Consider the following 17,089-nt stretch of genomic DNA (forward strand, 5'->3'; position numbering starts at 1 on the left):
TAACCGCTTATATAATAAATAGTGAAAACAGCAGAACTTTGTTCACATTTTTATTTAACTCTAATAAATTGTACTTATTATCGTTTAATACGTTGTAATTTTCCTTAAACCTATGCAATTCCTCGAAAATTTTAAAGAAGGCCTTACCTCGATTAAAGGAAATCTGTTAAGATCGTCCCTGACTGCAACCATTATTGCTATTGGAATTAGCTCTTTGGTAGGGATTATTACTGCCATTGATGGCATGAAGGCTAGTATTGAGGGGAATTTAAGTTCACTAGGTGCGAATACCTACACGCTGAGGTCCATTAATAATAATTCAAGGGGCAACGAAGGTGGTAAAGCCCGAAAAATTTTCCCACCCATCAAGTATGCCGAATTTCAGCGTTTTCAGGAGAAATTTCAAGGAGAGGAAACCATGTCCTTGTCGGCTTATTTAAGCTGGAATGCAGAAATTAAGTATGGTTCGGAGAAAACGAATCCAAATGTTCGAATCGTCGGGATTGACCATAATTATTTGACGCTGGAAGATGCGGAGTTTGCTTATGGTCGTGACCTGACGCCTAACGAAGTAAGCAGCGGGGCGCCGGTGGTGATTTTGGGGGACGCTATTGCATCCAAGTTATTTCCGGTAGGGCAAAAAATAAACCCGGTAGGAAAGTTTATTACTGCCTATGGGGCAAGTTTCAGGATTGTGGGGGTGTTAAAAAGCAAGGGGGCTTTGAATAATAATCAGGGAGTGGATCGGGCGATTATGATTCCGATTGAAAAAGCGAGAATGCTTTCGGCGGGCAGTCAGTTAAATTATAACCTGAAGGTTGGGCTTGGAGCGGCCATGGAAATTGAGCCTTCCATTGGTCGGGCTACGCCAATTATGCGTGCTATTCGCCAGGACCGTCCGGGAGAGGAGGATAGTTTTGAAATCAAAAGAGATCAAAGTCTCGCCGAAAGCCTGAATGAAATTTCGGGCCAGTTGAAGATTGGGGCTATAGGGATTGGTTTTATTACTATTTTGGGAGCGGCCATTGGTTTGATGAATATCATGATGGTGTCGGTAACCGAAAGGACCCGTGAGATTGGAGTGAGGAAGGCGTTGGGGGCTACTCCGGCCAAAATTAAACAACAATTTTTGATTGAGGCCATTACCATTTGTCTGATTGGTGGATTTGCCGGCGTCTTGCTGGGTTTTATTTTTGGGAATGTCGTCGCGCGCACGGTGGATGCTAAAGGCCTGGTTTTTCCTGTGGAGTGGATGTTCCTCGGCTTTGTAGTGTCCGTTTTGGTGGGGGTGATTTCAGGTTATATGCCAGCGGCTAAAGCTTCTAAGTTAGATCCAATTGAGTCCCTTCGTTTTGAATAAAAAGTGGATAAGAAAGACTGTTAAAAGGATGGGTTCCTGTAAGAAAACGCCTGTTTGTGTAAAAAAATGACGGTTTTCGTGGCTTTTTTGGTCGTTTTGATGTGTAAAATGAAATAAAAAGCGGAATTTGGGGATGTCACATCCCGAGAAATTTGCATCATTTTCCTTCTTTGTTTCTATTTTATTTGTAACATCTGACTGACGGGAGTCGAATAAACTTTATGGGTCTTCGAATAGCATATATTATCTTTATTTTTTTTCTGTGTTTTCTGCCGGCATTAGGCGTTGCCGGGGAATTGGTTATTCGTGGCCTTTATCAGGGGAGAGATCTATATGTGCAGAATCCCGAATTGCCGGATGGCGGTTTTGCTACAGCTGAAGTTTTTTTAAACGGTACCAAAGTTTTAGCGCATCCCACATCCTCAGCCTACACTATTCCATTAAATACGTTAAAGGTGGATGATTCCGTTAAGGTGCTCATTACGTATGATGGGTCTTTGCCTCCAAAGGTAATTAATCCGCAGGTATTGCGCCCCAAAGTGAAATTTACCTTTCTGGCAATATCGGTCAATGAGCAAAATATAAATTGGACGGTAGATGGAAATGGTCTGGGCGGAACTTTTATTCTGCAAAGACTGGTGGAGGGGAAGTGGACTATAGCCGGTAGTCATCAATCGGATAATATGGATAGGGAATCTTTTCAATTGCCGGTGACGCATCAGGAAGGGAATAATCGCTATCGCATTCGATTTCTGGCCTCTGTAGGAAAGACCTTCTATTCTAAAGTGGTGGATTATGAAAATTTTCAGGACCCTGTCACTTTTTACCCGGAACGCGTTTCCACTAAGCTGTATCTGAATAAAGCGGTGGCTTATGAAGTGGAAGATGCTTATGGGAATTTTATTGTGGGAGGTGCCGGAAAGGAAATTGATATGAGTCAGGCGGAGACTGGTTTATATTATTTAATAGTAGGGGAGCAAAGAAAGAAATTTTATAAAAAATAAGGCGGAATTAAGTGGCCCGTGTTTTTTGATCTTAGGCTGGTGTTGACCAGTCTCTTTTTTTGTTCCTCCTCCAGATGTATCCTTTACTTGCTGAAGGGTGGATTCTCTGCTTCGTGATTTTCGGGGAGTATTTATTGAAAGGTGAAAAAAAAGGGAATGCCTCTGAAGCGTTCCCTTTTTTAATTTTTGGATTGGGTTATTAAGCCGAATTATTCATCGCTAAATTTTCTGATTAAGTGCAAGATGCTTATAGTCAAATGAGTACAAATCGTTGTCTTAGCTTTGAATTAGCCCAAATTTGGACAAGCTTGCTTTCTCCTCATTCATCTGTTTCGTTGGAAAAAACTTAAAATAGGAAACTATTCCTTCATTTTTCCCGCCTTACAGCTAAACGAGGATTTAAGCATTGAACTCCGGCTTAATGTTTTTCGAATATGGTTTCGATTTCATCAATCTCCATCTGTCCCTGTTCATTGATGTTTTTCATCTTCACCTGCTTCAGTTCATTGATCAGCATTGGGTCATATTTGGCTGCCACACGTATATAGTTTTCAGTAAAGCCAAGCATTTTACCTTCATGGATTTCATCCTCAAATAATACGGTGTAGTTTTTATCAATATGTTCCTGGTAGAATTGTCTTCTTTTCTTTTCAGAAAGGATACGAAGCATTTTTGCGCGCTTGCTTCTTTCCTTAATCGGCACCACTTCTCCCATATCTACCGCTTCGGTATTGGGGCGCTCAGAATAGGGGAATACGTGTAGATAGGAGATTGGTAATTCACTCAGGAAGTTATAAGTTTCCAGAAAGCGTTCCTCTGTTTCGCCGGGAAAGCCCACGATCACATCTACCCCGATGCCACAATGGGGCATCAGTTCCTTAATCTTCTTGACGCGGTCGGCATAAAGGTCTCTTTTATAGCGACGCTTCATTAATCGCAGGATCTCCGGTGAACCGGACTGCAAAGGAATATGGAAATGTGGGACGAATTTCTCAGACTGTGCCGTGAACTCAATGATTTCGTCTGTCAATAAGTTCGGTTCGATAGAAGAAATACGAATGCGCTCAATACCTTCCACTTTATCCAGGGCTTTCGCCAAATCCACAAATTTATCTTCCCGCTGTCCATTACGGATACCGAAATCTCCGGTGTTTACTCCGGTTAAAACGATTTCCTTAACGCCTGCTGCGACAATCTCCTTGGCAGATTTCACTACATTCTCAATCGTATCGGATCGGCTTGCTCCTCTAGCCATTGGAATAGTGCAGTAAGTACATGGGTAATCGCAGCCGTCCTGCACTTTCAGGAAAGTGCGGGTGCGGTCATTTAAGGAATAGGCGTTATGATAATCCAACGCATCCTCTATATCGGAATAGTATACTTCTGCTTTCTTTTCCTGGGTAAATGGATCCACCTTGGGTTGGAAGTTCTCATCCAAAATGTCCAATAGGCGGAATTTTTCTGCAGCACCAAATACGGCATCCACGCCATCAATGGTCGCAATCTCCTTTGGTTTAAGCTGTGCGTAGCATCCGAGGATGGCCACATACCCCTTCGGGTTGATCTTCATTGCCTCCTGCACCACTTTGCGGCATTTCTTGTCCGCATTGTCGGTTACTGAGCATGTATTAATAATGAAGATGTCCGGATTGGCATCAAACTCGACTTTTCGATATCCTCTCTCCTCGAAATTGCGGGCAATAGTGGAGGTTTCTGAAAAGTTAAGCTTACAGCCTAAAGTATAAAACGCAACTTTTTTCATAGCGCGCAAAGGTAGTGATTTTTTGGCCGTTTTTTGCTCTGATAGCGCAATAAATAACAGTTGGCGATGTGTTAGTTAGAATAATATATTCACATATTTTAATCATTCAATTAATATTTTTCTAATTCTGCAAACTGATTGACTGATAAGGGAGTAGGATTTTGAGATTCGTATTTCAGAAATTGTTTTTTGAAAAGATCGTAAATATTACGTAGGGGTGTTTTTTTAGCCAAAATTGATTGATACCTTGTGTTTGTAAATAATTCAGGCTTATATTTGAGCCGTTAATACAGCCGTGATTTAAGATATGTAAGAAATCACGTTAATTTTCAACCCTACAAGAACTGAAATGGCACATTTGAGATTCAAAGCGCTAGAAGAGCTTTCTAAAAGATCCGCTGTAAAGGTGGAGGAACCAGCAGAACCGATTTCATCCTATTTCGGTGTAAATTCATTTGACCTAGAGAAAATGAAGCGCACCTTGGCTCCTGATACTTTCAAAAGAGTAAAAGATGCCATCGAGAATGGTAAAAAGATTGACGTTGATACTGCTGATGCGATTGCTGCTGCAGTAAAGACCTGGGCAATGGACAAAGGAGTTACACATTATACTCACTGGTTCCAGCCACTTACCGGTTCAACTGCTGAAAAGCACGATTCTTTCTTTGATGCCTTTGCAGGACTTGAGCGTTTGAAAGGTGAAGCTTTGATCCGTCAGGAGCCGGATGCCTCTTCATTCCCGAACGGTGGTATCCGTTCTACTTTCGAGGCACGTGGTTATACCGCCTGGGATCCATCATCTCCAATCTTTATCTTTGGTAATACACTTTGTATTCCTACCGTTTTCGTTTCCTATACTTCTGAGTCTTTGGATTACAAAGCTCCTTTGTTGAAGGCAATCGAGGCAGTAGATAAAGCATCCACTCGTGTATGTCGTTACTTCGATCGTAACGTAAACCACGTAACTGCTTCTTTGGGTTGTGAGCAAGAGTACTTTGTGATTGACAAAGGATTGTATTACTCACGTCCTGATTTGGTAATGTCTGGTCGTACATTGTTCGGTCACGCTCCAGCGCGCGGTCAGCAGTTGGATGATCATTATTTTGGTACTATTGCTCCTCGTGTATTGGATTACATGAAGGATTTCGAGATCGAGGCTTTGAAATTGGGTATTCCTGTTTCTACTCGTCACAATGAGGTAGCGCCTTCTCAGTATGAGGTGGCACCATTGTTCGAGGAAGTAAATAAAGCTTCGGATCATAATAAATTATTGCAAGACTTGATGGACAAAGTGGCGGAGCGCCATGACCTGAAAGTATTGTTCCACGAGAAGCCATTCGCTAATCTGAATGGTACTGGTAAGCACAACAACTGGTCTTTGATCACTGATCAGGGGGTTAACTTGTTGCAGCCATCTTCTTCTGCACGTGAGAACTTGCAGTTCCTAACTTTCTTCGTAAACACCATTAAGGCGGTTCACGAGCACGCTGATTTGCTTCGTGCGTCTACTGCTTCGGCAGGTAACGATCACCGTTTGGGTGCAAACGAAGCTCCTCCGGCCATTATCTCCGCTTTCATCGGTCAGCAGTTGACTGCTGTATTGGATGAGTTGGAAAACAACGGTAATGTTGAGGTAGAGAAAGGCGATAACATGTACATGAAGTTGGGTATTGACAAGATTCCTGAAATCTTGTTGGATAACACTGACCGTAACCGTACTTCTCCATTCGCTTTCACCGGTAACAAATTTGAGTACCGTGCAGTGGGTGGTGATGCGAACTGTGCAGGCCCAATGGCAGTATTGAACGTAATTGTGGCAGAACAGCTTCAGCAGTTTGCTGATGAGGTTGATGCAGCTATCGAAGGCGGAAAAGAAAAGCGTTTGGCAATTGTTGACGTATTGCGTCGTTATATTAAGGAGTCTAAAGCGATTCGTTTCGAAGGTGACGGTTACTCTGATGAGTGGGTTGTTGAAGCGGAGAAGCGTGGTCTTCCAAATATTAAGACTACTCCAGAGGCATTGGAGGCTTACATTTCTGATAAAGCGGTTGCTTTGTTCGGTAAGCACCATGTATTGTCGGAGCGTGAGCTTCATGCACGTGTAGAAATCCTTCAGGAGAACTACATTAACAAGATTCAGATTGAGTCTCGTGTAATGGGTGACCTTGCAGCGAACCATATCATTCCTACCGTTGTTCAGTATCAAAACAAATTGATCCAAAACGCTCAGGGGCTTAAGGATCTTGGAATCGATAATTCAGAGATTGTTTCTACTATCGAAAAAATCAACAAGCACTTGTCTAATCTGAAAGTAGCGATCACCAACATGACGAACGCCCGTAAGGAAGTGAATCAGATCGAGGATGCTACTGAGAAAGCAAAAGCTTACTGCTTTGGTATCAAAGAAAAGTATTTCGAAGAGATCCGTTATGCGGTTGACAAGTTGGAGCTTTATGTTGACAATGAAGATTGGCCATTGACTAAATACCGTGAGTTGTTATTCTTACGTTAATTAATAGTATAGCAAAAGATTTAAAAACCTCAGCTCTTTTTTGAGCGGAGGTTTTTTTGTGCTTTGATTTTGGTAGAAACCAATTGTAGAGTTTCGATGCAGGATAATAAAGATAACCATGAATTCTCGTTGCAAAAAGCATAGGGAATTAGAGGTGTATTTTGATGAGGGACAGGGTGCTTGATGAAAATAGGCTGTATTTAATGGTAAAAAAAAGAGAAAAAGCATTTGATGTTTTTTTTAAATATTTTTTTGTATGATTTTTCTCAGCTGGAGGTGATTGTTCTTTTTTTGAGTTGGGGGGAGAAGAATAACGCTCCTAATTGATATAGGCACTTTTTGCGCATCGCTCTTGTTAATTTTAGACAAGTTTTTCATGTTTCTGAACGATTGAATGAAAAAAAGAGTGACTTGAGGAGTCAAAAGCGGTTCTTAGCATCCTAAATAGGGTAAAGTTTTTCGATGAACGATTTTGTATAGGGGCAGGTTATGGCTTTTGGGGATCGATTGGGATGAATAATAAAATAAGACTTGTCTAAAATGGCAATTGGAATAAAGGGTTTCTTTCTTTTGGAAAAAATATTTATAAAAAAAATAGGAAAAACTTATATGTAGTGATGTGGTTTGAATTTAACCTTTCGAAGAGGGCTGGCGTTCCTATTTTTACATAATCCGATTTGACTAACTTATATTGAATAATTAAATCATCACTTATGAAAGAGACGACTATGTTGGGGGTGATCAGAGCTGCCTTGGATACTGCCATCAGCCAACCGCTGGTAGGGCTATATTTAGCTGAGTATGGTTATACCAAAGAAACGATCGCAGAGGGTGATTTACTTTATGAGAATTATGTGCAGGCATTAGAAGCTACTCGAAAATTAAGTTTTGAGGTGGAACAGGCTATTATTGCTTATCAAAAGCGATTTAAGAAATTTGAAGCGAGATATCGAGAACATCGAAAGCTGGCTATGGTAAAATTCAAAGCTCAGGAGCCTGTTTTGAGAGCACTTGATTTGGTGGCCCCTTGTGGTGATAATATGTCGGAACGCATGTTGTCCATGCGAAGGTTTTATTACGGTTTGAAGGGAGACCAGCAGCTGACTGAAGCGTTAAAAGCAGTGAAAATCAATGAGGGAGTAGTGAAGTCCGCCATAAGGGAGTTTGGCTTAATTGAAAATGAAAAGTCACAGGTGCAGCGTCATCGAGGCATTTTACAGTCCATGAATGCAGTGAAGTCAGAACAATTCGGAAGATTGCAGTTGTGGATGAGTGATTTTATTCAGGTGGCACGCATTGCTCTGAAGGACAATGAGCAGCTCCTTGAAGGTTTAGGGGTGACGGTTAAGTAAAAGTGTTCATTTATTTTTGATAGTTGTACAAAAAGTAGGGGGGATGACCTTGGTTCATCCCCCATTTGTTCGAAAATTCATCCAGATTGCTATATTGTTGAGAGCCGTGCGCGTTTGTGCTACGGCTTCTTTCTTTTTTGAACAAAAAGTAATCAAGGGGAAGTCTGGGATGGGAATTGCTTCACTAAAATCCTTTTCATTTCGGCAATGAGCATTGTAATATAAGGGGGGTAAATAGATCTTATTTTCAGTATGTTAATCCTTTTGATGCGTAAATGATACCGGAGGGAAGGAGTTGATTTAATTATTTGAATAAATTTTTTAACTTTAAATCAAACTAATCTTATTTTAATCATGGGTGATCGATTTAAAGTCTACACATTAACCCTGATAAGTGCCTTGGTATTATGTGGTTGTTCTGAATTTGAAGGGGAAGGTCCCAGGATGGAGTCGTTCATGGACAATTGGGATTGGGGAGAGATGGTCGCAACGGTGGATTGGGGCTTTAACTTTGGGTGTAATAGCATTGAAGTGAAATCAGTTCAAGATATTCAGGATTTTATTGCGGAAGTGGAACAAGAGATGCTAACTGAAGTAGGGGATGAGGCTTTATATGGTGTTCATGCTCAATTCGACGGTGAGAAGCTGACTTATTTCCTGATTACGGATGCGAATGATGCACGGCTTTCAGCAGAAGAAAAAAAGGCTTTTACCCTGGATCAGGATAAAAGCCCTTTTGAGTTATTGATCAAATGCGACCAATCCTAAAGATATTAATTTTCTACTGTTTGGACTTCGTTTCTTAGCTTGATATCCAAATTGTTGAAATCTACCAGATCTACCAATTCGCTAAGGTCATCGTCATAGGTGACCTTCACCAAATCTCCTTTTTGGGTGACCGGAAGCTCGTTGGAGATCATGGTATTACCGATGAAAATGCGATCTTCGGCTCCCGCAAGTACCAGATAGAAATTCATATTGCCATTTCTCACGTCGCTACCGACCCTTAATACTTTAGCTTCTAGCTGCAGGGTGTTTTTATTCTCTGAAGGGATATTGAGGTGTCCCTTACTATTGACTGCATTCTTGTAGGCGCGTAAGCATTCCTTGATATTATTGCCAACTCCAACAATGGTGTAATCTTCAACAGAAACCATTCCGATCATCTTTACTAATCCGCCTCGGTCTTTCAAAGACATGACGTAGGTCGGAATACCATTGATATTATAAGTCACCGGAAAGGTGACGCCATAACCTTTCTCTTGGACTTTTCCTGCGGCAGAAGACATAGCAGCCGTTTCTGTAGCGCCGACTTGTTTGAACCAGGTGGCGTCCTTGCTGCGGGTATCGATCAACATGAAGCCTACGGTCCCCTGGTCAGCTCCAACGGAAGTTAATCCTGTGTACCAATAGCTTTTGCCATCTGCACCAAAAACTAATGACATCCCTTCAGTTGGCTTCAGCTTGTTTTCATTAGAAAAATTCCAGTAACCCTGTACAAATTCGCCCCAGTCGGATAATTGTTCTTTTACAAAATCATAGGGCTGAATGCGATCCACCCATTCCGGTGTTTCAGTGATGGTGTAGGCTTGTTGAGCTCCGGTTTCCGGATTTACGATGATGGTTCCAATAGCTTCTTTGCCTGAAAAGCCCACTTTCTTTTCATATTGGGTGATTACCCAATGAGGGTAACCCTTTTCATCGATTTCAAAAGTGTAATCAGTATAACCCTTAGAGGCATAGCCATTGAAGAATAAATGACGTTTGAGGTTGTCTCCAAAAAAAGCATTGGGCTGATACCTGATGTTGAGCGGCTGGCCATCAATTTCCTGTACGAGGCGGACGTCACGTTCATTGGTCGCAGATACCATTACATAGCCTGGAGTTCCCTGCCTGTTGTCTAACCATTTGAAGAATCCGGAGTGAAGCAAAGGAGCTATCCAGTATAATTTACCCTGAAATTGCTGAATGGTGAACTCTCCCAGGTCCACCTGACTGCCCAGAGCTGGCTTGGCGCCCAAAATTTTATCTCCTAAACGTTCTGCTACAGCCTGATCCACCGTTCGGATTTCCTCCACAGAAATGGGGGCGATCTGTTTGGCGAAATTATCTCCCTCTTTGACTTTACCTAATAATACCTGATAATCATCGGCATGTATGATAGGTGCGGTAGTAACGAAAGAGACGATGGTGAGGTAACTGAGCACGAAAAAGGTGATCAATAAGATGAATCCGGAGAATTTTTTCTGTGGGGCATTACCCTCTACTGCTCTACTTACACTAAAAAGAAGTAATAGTACGACCACCAACAAGAGGGGAAGTCCAAAATAACCATAGGCCAAGGTAGGTAAGAAAAAATAGATACCAGTTCCCAGGGTTAATAATGCAATGATGCAGAGAATAATAAAGATCATAGATAATAATTAGCAGAATAAAAATTTTAAGAGCTTAAATTAAAAAATATTGGAGGAGGTTGGGTTAAATAAAATTAAATTTTTAAAAGGAATTTGGAATAAAAGAGGTTAATCATCGAAGGGTGATATGAAAAAGGCCATCGAAATAGGATTTTCGATGGCCTTTTGGCTTAGGAATTGTCGGAAACTCAAGTCAAAACTTCTTTACTCGAATAATTCACCGCTAGAATTATCAACTGGACCCAACGATGTCACTATTAATTCTTTGAGCTTGGATTCGTTGATTTTTTAATAGTCCAAATTGGTGTGAGCGTGCTTTCTCCTCATTCCTTTGCTTCGTTGGAAAAAACTCGAAATAGGCAACTATTCCTTCGTTTTTCCCCTCCATGCAGCTAAATGAGGATTGAAGAATGCATAATCCGGCATCAGTGCGTATGGAATGAAATTTCATCGAAGCATTTTCGGTAGAATCGTTTAGACGATCTTCCCAAAATCAGTCTTTTTGAATGAGAGCGTGTTTATAAGCCAAAATTCACAGCGAAAATTTGAAGTATTACGGAAGCGATAAAGGATTATTTGGAGAGAATAGCATCGCTATTTTTGAGAAGTTATCCAAAATCACTTCCAATAATTCGAATTGGCAGCCGGATGGTGTGCTTTTAAACATGCTCTGAATAGTGTCCGCTTTTCATAAAACGGCTTAAGCTGTTTGTATTTCATTTTGCCCTTTATTGGGAACTTTCCTAGGCCTGAACCTTAGCGCTAACCTCAATAGCTTGCAGAATGTCGGCCTTGATGTCTTGAATATGTTCCAGTCCGCAAGAAATACGGATAAGTCCGTCGGTTATGCCTACGTTCAGTCGTTCTTCCGGGCTTAGCTTCGAGTGCGTGGTAGAGGCGGGATGGGTCGCAATAGAGCGGCTATCCCCTAAGTTGGCGGTAAGGCTCAACATTTGCAAAGCATCTAAAAAGCGTCTTCCCCTTTCTACTCCTCCTTTGATTTCAAAGGATACGATTCCGCCACCCAGCTTCATCTGCTTTTTGGCCAATTCATATTGTGGGTGAGAGGGAAGGTGCGGATATTTCACCCAGTTAATTTCTTCATGTGATTCCAGCGTTTTTGCTAAATCCAACGCATTGGCACAGTGGCGCTCCATTCTGATGGCCAGGGTTTCCAGGGATTTAGAAATGATCCATCCATTAAAGGGAGATAATGCGGGTCCGGTATGTCTACCGAAGAACCTTACCTGCTCAATAAGTTCTGCCTTTCCCAAGATTACCCCCGCAATGGTTCGTCCCTGCCCGTCCATATATTTGGTTGCGGAATGGGTAACGATATGCGCCCCAAGCTTGGCTGGGTTCTGAAGGTAAGGCGTAGCAAAACAATTGTCCACATTCAGGATAATACCATGTTTATTGGCCAGCTGCGCCAATGCTTCCAGATCCAAAATGTCCAAAGCAGGATTGGATGGAGTTTCTACGAAGATCATCTTGGTCTCCGGACGAATATGTTGCTCCCATTCTTCAATAGGTGTGCTCACGTCCACATAAGTATGAGAAACGCCCCATTTAGGTAAAATCTGTGTCAGAATTTGGTGCGTGCTTCCGAAGAGTGATCGGCTGGCCAATACATGATCTCCCTGACCCACAAATGCTGCCAAAGAGGTGAACATCGCCGCCATCCCGGAAGCTGTTGCAAAGCCGTCTTCCGTGCCTTCCATAGCACAAAGCTTTTCCACCAATTCATTGTTATTGGGATTGGAATAGCGGGTGTATATGTCGCCTTCCTTTTCATTGGCAAATTGAGCGCGGGCATCTTCTGCATCTTCAAATACAAAAGAGCTGGTCGTATATATAGGGGCGGCATGTTCTCCGTGCGGGCTTCTGGCCGTTTGGGTACGAATTGCCTTCGTTTCGAATTGTTGATTGTCCATGTCAAATAATCATTTTTGCGAAAGCAAAATAAAGCTTCCTCAAAAGATAGCACCAAAATTTCAGCCTAATGGTGAAAAAAGGCCAGGAGGCTGTTACTGTTAAAACTTCCTTTGGGAAAAAGAAGAATTTCTATTCAAAAATTTCGAAGGTATAAGTGATTTTGGCCGTTTTGGAAAGCATGATTCCTACCGAGCAATACTCCTCATTAGAAAGCTCAATGGCTTTGGCGACTTTACTCTCATTCAAATTACCCCAAAGTTTATAGTGTAAATGAATTTTTGTCCAGACGTTGGCCTTTCCCTCAGGTTCACGTTCTCCACTTACGTCTACTTTTAGGTCTTTTAACTCCTGACGCTGCTTTTTTAATATGGAAATCACATCAATAGAGGAACAACCGGCTACCGCAGCCAGTAGCAATTGCATCGGGCGCATCCCTTTGTTTTCACCTCCAATTTCGGGCGAACCGTCCATTTCTAAAGTGTTGCCATCAGCATTTTTAGCCTCCATATGGTAGGCATCATTGATTCTATGAAGCTCCAGACTCATAAGACAAATTATTTGGTTATTGTAGTATGAAATGTTCGTAAAAGTAGAAAGCTTTAGGCATTTTTGCATAACTTCATGCCGAACCATTTAAATAAAAACTAAATAATCTATAACCATGAAAGAAATAACAGTACAGGACTTAAAGGCGATGAAAGATGCCGGAGAGGATTTCCAGCTGGTAGATGTTCGTGAAAATCATGAGTATGAGTTGACCAATATTGATGGGGAATTGATCCCTTTGGGAGAGGTAGCGGCCCGTGCTGATGAAATCTCCAAAGATAAGAAGGTGATCGTGATGTGCCGTTCCGGTAAAAGAAGCGCCACCGCCATCGAATATTTGGAGGATAATGAGGGTTATGATAATTTGTACAATTTGGTTGGCGGTATTTTAGCATATGGCCGAGAAATTGACGATAGCATCGTCCAGTACTAGAATAATCTAACGATTTTGGGTGCGGAGAAAGGCGCGGGTTTCCTGAAAAAGATTTTTTTCGCTTAGGGAATCAGCCGAATTAGCATTAAATTAAATCGTTGATCTTTTGATAATCAGCCTGTTGTTTAGTGAGGTGCTTTTGTGGTTATTTTTTCTGATAAAAATCAGTGATGCATCTTAAGGAAAAACCACATATCTTAGTGTCTTCATTTTGAAACAGGCTTCAATAAATATATGCTTTTGGAATTTGAAAAACCCATAGTCGAGCTTGAGACCAAGCTGGCAGATATGAAACAACTGGCACTGGATAGCGGTGTAGATGTTTCCGATGCGGTCGCCAAATTAGAGGAAAAGATTGAAACGCTTAAGACGGAGACTTACCGTAACTTAACGCGTTGGCAGCGTGTGCAGCTTTCTCGCCACGTTGATCGCCCGTATACCTTTGACTACATCCATGAGATCACCGACGAGTTCATTGAGATTCACGGAGACCGCGGAGTAGCAGATGATAAAGCCATGGTAGGTGGATTTGGTCGTATTGGCCAGGAGACCTTCATGTTTATCGGTCAGCAGAAAGGTAGAAATACCAAGGAACGTCAGGAACGTCGTTTTGGTATGCCCAACCCTGAAGGGTACCGTAAGGCTTTGCGCTTGATGCGCATGGCGGAAAAGTTCAACAAGCCGATTGTTTGCTTGATTGATACTCCAGGTGCTTATCCGGGATTGGAGGCAGAAGAAAGAGGACAGGGAGAAGCAATTGCCCGTAACCTGAAAGAGATGTTCTCTTTGAAAGTGCCGGTAATTTGTATTGTGATTGGCGAAGGAGCTTCGGGTGGTGCTTTGGGTATCGCCATTGGAGACCGCGTGATGATGCTGGAGAATACCTGGTATTCTGTGATTTCTCCCGAATCATGTTCTTCCATTCTTTGGAGAAGCTGGGAGTTCAAAGAACAGGCGGCTGAGGCATTGAAATTGACCGCGGAAGATATGCAGTCCTTTGGATTGGTGGATAAAATTATCCCGGAACCATTAGGAGGGGCGCATACGGATCTTAAAGCGATGTCCAAGATTCTGAAAGAGGAAATTTTAAGTACCGTTCAGGAATTGAGTGCTATGTCGGAAAGCGATCGCATTATCCAGCGTATCGACAAATTCTCAGACATGGGCGTAGTAGTGGAATAATGAATATTTTCTAATTATATTGAAAAGCCGTATAGAGTGATAAACTCCATACGGCTTTTTTTATTTTTTATTACAGCAGAGATATGAAGATACATGCGGTAGATACCGGAGATTTTAAGTTGGATGGTGGCGCCATGTTTGGGGTGGTTCCTAAGTCCTTATGGAGTAAAGCCATTGCACCTGATGAGAATAACATGCTTCCCATGACCATGCGTTGCATGCTGATTGAGGAAGGTGATCGTAAGATATTAGTGGATACCGGCATTGGTAATAAGCAGTCGGAGAAGTTTTTTAGTTTCTATTTTCTTTCGGGAGAGGGATCTCTTTTGGGCTCTTTGGAAAAGTTGGGGGTGAAGCCGGAAGAAATTACAGATGTTTTCTTTACCCACTTCCATTTCGATCATGCCGGGGGAGCCATTATTCATGTGGGGGAAGAAAAGCAGCCTGCTTATCAATTCCCGAATGCTAAGCATTGGACTTCAAAGGGGCATTGGGATTGGGCAACGGACAATCCTAACCCAAGGGAGCGCGCTTCCTTTCTTCCGGAAAATATTTTACCCCTGAAAACTTTAGGACAACTTCATTTTGTGGAGGATGGGCACGATTTGCCCTTTGAGATCGTATTTTGTGATGGGCATACTGAAAAACAAATGTTGCCCAAGTTGAAAGTTGGGGATCGAACGGTGGTGTTTATGGCTGATTTGCTCCCAACAGCAGCCCATGTGCCTCAGGCCTGGGTGGTGGGCTATGATACACGCCCTTTATTGACCATGGATGAGAAGCAGACCTTTTTACAGGAAGCAGCGGAAGGAAATTACTTGTTATTTCTGGAGCACGACCTAGAGTGGGAGGTTTGTACCGTGAAAATGACAGAGAAAGGTGTTAGATTAAATGAACGAATGAGCCTGGCTGAAGCTTTGGAAGGAGTAGAAATGGCTTAGCTTAGCAAAGATTTAGGTTTGAATAATAATACTTAAATAAGCCAGCGACATAAAAGGGGGTAGGACATCATAAAAAGTGCTACTCCCTTTTTTGTCTTTATTTTGGTCGTATTCGTTGCAATAAAAAAAGCTCATTGCCGTGAGTACATAGAAAATTAACCCCAATTTTTCAGTGCTAGACTTAGTAGCTTATCTTAAATGTCTTATTTTTAGCTCAATAAGCATGTGTTTGCTGATTTATGGAGAGCCCAAATTTGGGCAAGCGTGCTTTCTTCTTATACTTCTGTTTCGTTGGAGAAAATTTGAATGAGAGAACTTTTCCATCATTCTTCTCATCATGCATCTAAGTGAGGATATAAGCAGGAACAATCCGGCTTAAATTCTATAAGGGGCTGTGGGTAGATAGAAATTTTGGAAGGCTAAAAAGGGTTTTGGCGGTGAATGATAAATAATTTAATAGATATATCCAGTATGCAGGGAAACGAATTTATCCATCACCAAATGCTTGAAAATGCTTCACATTATGCAGCTTTTAGTCTGGGGCAGAAAGGGGGGAATCCTGCTGGTGTTTTTCAGGTCTCTGATTTGATTTCTGATGCTGAAATGTTGGCGTTCGCTGATAAGTTGGGCTATTCGGAGACGGCCTTTATTATGGGGCGAAATAAGGAATGGGAAATTCGGTATTGGTCCCCCAAGACAGAAGTCCCTTTTTGTGGTCATGCGACTTTGGCCGTAGGGGCTCATTTGGCATGGGAGCAGGGAGCCGGTAATTTTTTATTCCAAACGAAGGCCGGTCAGGTGAAGGTACAGGCCCGCTTATTGGAACAGGGTCAGTTAGCTGGGGTTTCATTTCTTTCTCCTCCTTGCCATCATCGGCGGGCAGAGTCTTCTTTGGTGAGGAAGATGATGGATTTAAGTGATCTTTTTCCAGGGGATTTGGATCGCAATCACCTTCCGGTAATTGCAAATGCAGGGGCCAATCATCTTTTGATATTTATTAATTCTCGCGCTAAACTTCAGGAAATCGAATATGATTTTGTGGGAGTCCGAAATCTTATGTTGGAAGAAGATCTGTTGACTATTAGTCTTCTATTCAAACAAGACAAAGCTTTATTTTATTCCAGGAATCTCTTTCCTGTGGGTGGAGTTTACGAAGACCCGGCAACAGGTGCTGCCGCCGCCGCTTTGGGTGGCTTTTGGAGGGCTAGATATGAGCCCACTTCCTTTTCTTTTAAGATATTACAAGCGGAGCACTTGCCTACCGCCTCCTCATTGGAGGTGAGGTATGATACGCAAACCGGAAATGGGGTTTGGGTGGGAGGAACAGTACGAAAATATAGTTCTACCCCAAAAAATCAGCCCAATTAACCCAAATATTCACCACCTGATAAAGAGATTCACACCAAGGGGGGGGAATGTCCGTGAAATGCGATTAATTGTATTAAGCTTGTTTGCTCAATTTCATCGGTCAGTTTGGAAAAAACTCGAAATAGGGAGCGATGACCTCGTTTTTTACCGCGCAGCTAAAGGAGAATTTAAGTATCCATAATTCCACCTCATTAATATTTTCAAAGGCATTTTTCAGAAGTGAGGTAAAAGAAAAAAGCACGGTATCCATCAGGCTACCGTGCCACCTTTCTGATAAACA

13 protein-coding genes are annotated in these 17,089 nt (G+C 42.1%); 9 read left to right on the forward strand and 4 right to left on the reverse strand.

Annotated elements, in window-relative coordinates; translation table 11 throughout:
• Nucleotides 1–112 precede the first annotated feature (112 nt).
• On the forward strand, nucleotides 113–1,360 hold the full coding sequence (locus NG22_RS03285; protein WP_053404397.1) for an ABC transporter permease: 1,248 nt from the start codon (nucleotides 113–115) through the stop codon (nucleotides 1,358–1,360).
• Nucleotides 1,361–1,581: 221 nt separating this feature from the next.
• The gene (locus NG22_RS03290) at nucleotides 1,582–2,364 is read left to right on the forward strand and encodes a hypothetical protein (RefSeq protein WP_053404398.1); all 783 of its coding nucleotides are present in this window, start codon (nucleotides 1,582–1,584) and stop codon (nucleotides 2,362–2,364) included.
• Between the two features lie 418 nt (nucleotides 2,365–2,782).
• On the opposite strand, the gene mtaB is transcribed toward NG22_RS03290, so the two are convergent.
• Nucleotides 2,783–4,126 (reverse strand): tRNA (N(6)-L-threonylcarbamoyladenosine(37)-C(2))-methylthiotransferase MtaB, encoded by a 1,344-nt coding sequence (mtaB, locus tag NG22_RS03295; protein WP_053404399.1) that lies wholly within the window; start codon nucleotides 4,124–4,126, stop codon nucleotides 2,783–2,785.
• 349 nt (nucleotides 4,127–4,475) lie between these two features.
• On the opposite strand from mtaB, the gene NG22_RS03300 reads away from it, so the two are divergent.
• The 3 genes from NG22_RS03300 to NG22_RS03310 all read left to right on the forward strand — a co-directional run bounded on the left by NG22_RS03300 (nucleotide 4,476) and on the right by NG22_RS03310 (nucleotide 8,758).
• Nucleotides 4,476–6,638 carry a glutamine synthetase III gene (locus NG22_RS03300; RefSeq protein ID WP_053404400.1) on the forward strand — a complete coding sequence of 721 codons (2,163 nt, stop codon included), beginning with the start codon at nucleotides 4,476–4,478 and terminating at the stop codon, nucleotides 6,636–6,638.
• A 713-nt stretch (nucleotides 6,639–7,351) separates the two neighbouring features.
• Nucleotides 7,352–7,990: a hypothetical protein gene (locus NG22_RS03305; protein WP_157600841.1), complete on the forward strand. Its 639-nt coding sequence runs from the start codon at nucleotides 7,352–7,354 to the stop codon at nucleotides 7,988–7,990.
• 354 nt (nucleotides 7,991–8,344) lie between these two features.
• Nucleotides 8,345–8,758 (forward strand): hypothetical protein, encoded by a 414-nt coding sequence (locus tag NG22_RS03310; protein WP_053404402.1) that lies wholly within the window; start codon nucleotides 8,345–8,347, stop codon nucleotides 8,756–8,758.
• Nucleotides 8,759–8,763: 5 nt separating this feature from the next.
• Here the strand turns inward: NG22_RS03310 and NG22_RS03315 are convergent, their stop codons facing one another.
• From NG22_RS03315 to NG22_RS03325, 3 genes are all read right to left on the reverse strand, one after another.
• Nucleotides 8,764–10,404, reverse strand: a complete 1,641-nt coding sequence (locus NG22_RS03315) for a hypothetical protein (RefSeq protein WP_053404403.1) — start codon at nucleotides 10,402–10,404, stop codon at nucleotides 8,764–8,766.
• Nucleotides 10,405–11,147: 743 nt separating this feature from the next.
• Nucleotides 11,148–12,338, reverse strand: a complete 1,191-nt coding sequence (locus NG22_RS03320; RefSeq protein WP_053404404.1) for a PLP-dependent aspartate aminotransferase family protein — start codon at nucleotides 12,336–12,338, stop codon at nucleotides 11,148–11,150.
• A gap of 130 nt (nucleotides 12,339–12,468) precedes the next feature.
• Nucleotides 12,469–12,885, reverse strand: a complete 417-nt coding sequence (locus NG22_RS03325) for an OsmC family protein (protein WP_053404405.1) — start codon at nucleotides 12,883–12,885, stop codon at nucleotides 12,469–12,471.
• Between the two features lie 115 nt (nucleotides 12,886–13,000).
• On the opposite strand from NG22_RS03325, the gene NG22_RS03330 reads away from it, so the two are divergent.
• From NG22_RS03330 to NG22_RS03345, 4 genes are all read left to right on the forward strand, one after another.
• Nucleotides 13,001–13,318: a rhodanese-like domain-containing protein gene (locus NG22_RS03330; protein WP_053404406.1), complete on the forward strand. Its 318-nt coding sequence runs from the start codon at nucleotides 13,001–13,003 to the stop codon at nucleotides 13,316–13,318.
• 234 nt (nucleotides 13,319–13,552) lie between these two features.
• Nucleotides 13,553–14,500 carry an acetyl-CoA carboxylase carboxyltransferase subunit alpha gene (locus NG22_RS03335; protein ID WP_053404407.1) on the forward strand — a complete coding sequence of 316 codons (948 nt, stop codon included), beginning with the start codon at nucleotides 13,553–13,555 and terminating at the stop codon, nucleotides 14,498–14,500.
• Nucleotides 14,501–14,583: 83 nt separating this feature from the next.
• Entirely contained in the window at nucleotides 14,584–15,441 is an 858-nt protein-coding gene (locus tag NG22_RS03340; RefSeq protein WP_053404408.1) for an MBL fold metallo-hydrolase, read from the forward strand.
• Between the two features lie 441 nt (nucleotides 15,442–15,882).
• A complete protein-coding gene (locus NG22_RS03345) occupies nucleotides 15,883–16,809 on the forward strand; it encodes a PhzF family phenazine biosynthesis protein (RefSeq protein WP_082304972.1) in 927 nt (308 codons plus the stop codon).
• The last annotated feature ends 280 nt before the right edge of the window (nucleotides 16,810–17,089 follow it).

It is taken from the genome of Persicobacter sp. CCB-QB2 (assembly GCF_001274635.1).
In the GTDB taxonomy this organism is placed as follows: domain Bacteria; phylum Bacteroidota; class Bacteroidia; order Cytophagales; family Cyclobacteriaceae; genus Persicobacter; species Persicobacter diffluens.

Coding starts and splice junctions, on each gene's coding strand:
- NG22_RS03305 (WP_157600841.1), top strand. CDS start 7,352: ATGAAAGAGACGACTATGTTGGGGGTGATCAGAGCTGCCTTGGATACT.
- NG22_RS03290 (WP_053404398.1), top strand. CDS start 1,582: ATGGGTCTTCGAATAGCATATATTATCTTTATTTTTTTTCTGTGTTTT.
- NG22_RS03325 (WP_053404405.1), bottom strand. CDS start 12,885: ATGAGTCTGGAGCTTCATAGAATCAATGATGCCTACCATATGGAGGCT.
- NG22_RS03320 (WP_053404404.1), bottom strand. CDS start 12,338: ATGGACAATCAACAATTCGAAACGAAGGCAATTCGTACCCAAACGGCC.
- NG22_RS03300 (WP_053404400.1), top strand. CDS start 4,476: ATGGCACATTTGAGATTCAAAGCGCTAGAAGAGCTTTCTAAAAGATCC.
- NG22_RS03285 (WP_053404397.1), top strand. CDS start 113: ATGCAATTCCTCGAAAATTTTAAAGAAGGCCTTACCTCGATTAAAGGA.
- NG22_RS03340 (WP_053404408.1), top strand. CDS start 14,584: ATGAAGATACATGCGGTAGATACCGGAGATTTTAAGTTGGATGGTGGC.
- mtaB (WP_053404399.1), bottom strand. CDS start 4,126: ATGAAAAAAGTTGCGTTTTATACTTTAGGCTGTAAGCTTAACTTTTCA.
- NG22_RS03310 (WP_053404402.1), top strand. CDS start 8,345: ATGGGTGATCGATTTAAAGTCTACACATTAACCCTGATAAGTGCCTTG.
- NG22_RS03315 (WP_053404403.1), bottom strand. CDS start 10,404: ATGATCTTTATTATTCTCTGCATCATTGCATTATTAACCCTGGGAACT.
- NG22_RS03335 (WP_053404407.1), top strand. CDS start 13,553: ATGCTTTTGGAATTTGAAAAACCCATAGTCGAGCTTGAGACCAAGCTG.
- NG22_RS03345 (WP_082304972.1), top strand. CDS start 15,883: ATGATAAATAATTTAATAGATATATCCAGTATGCAGGGAAACGAATTT.
- NG22_RS03330 (WP_053404406.1), top strand. CDS start 13,001: ATGAAAGAAATAACAGTACAGGACTTAAAGGCGATGAAAGATGCCGGA.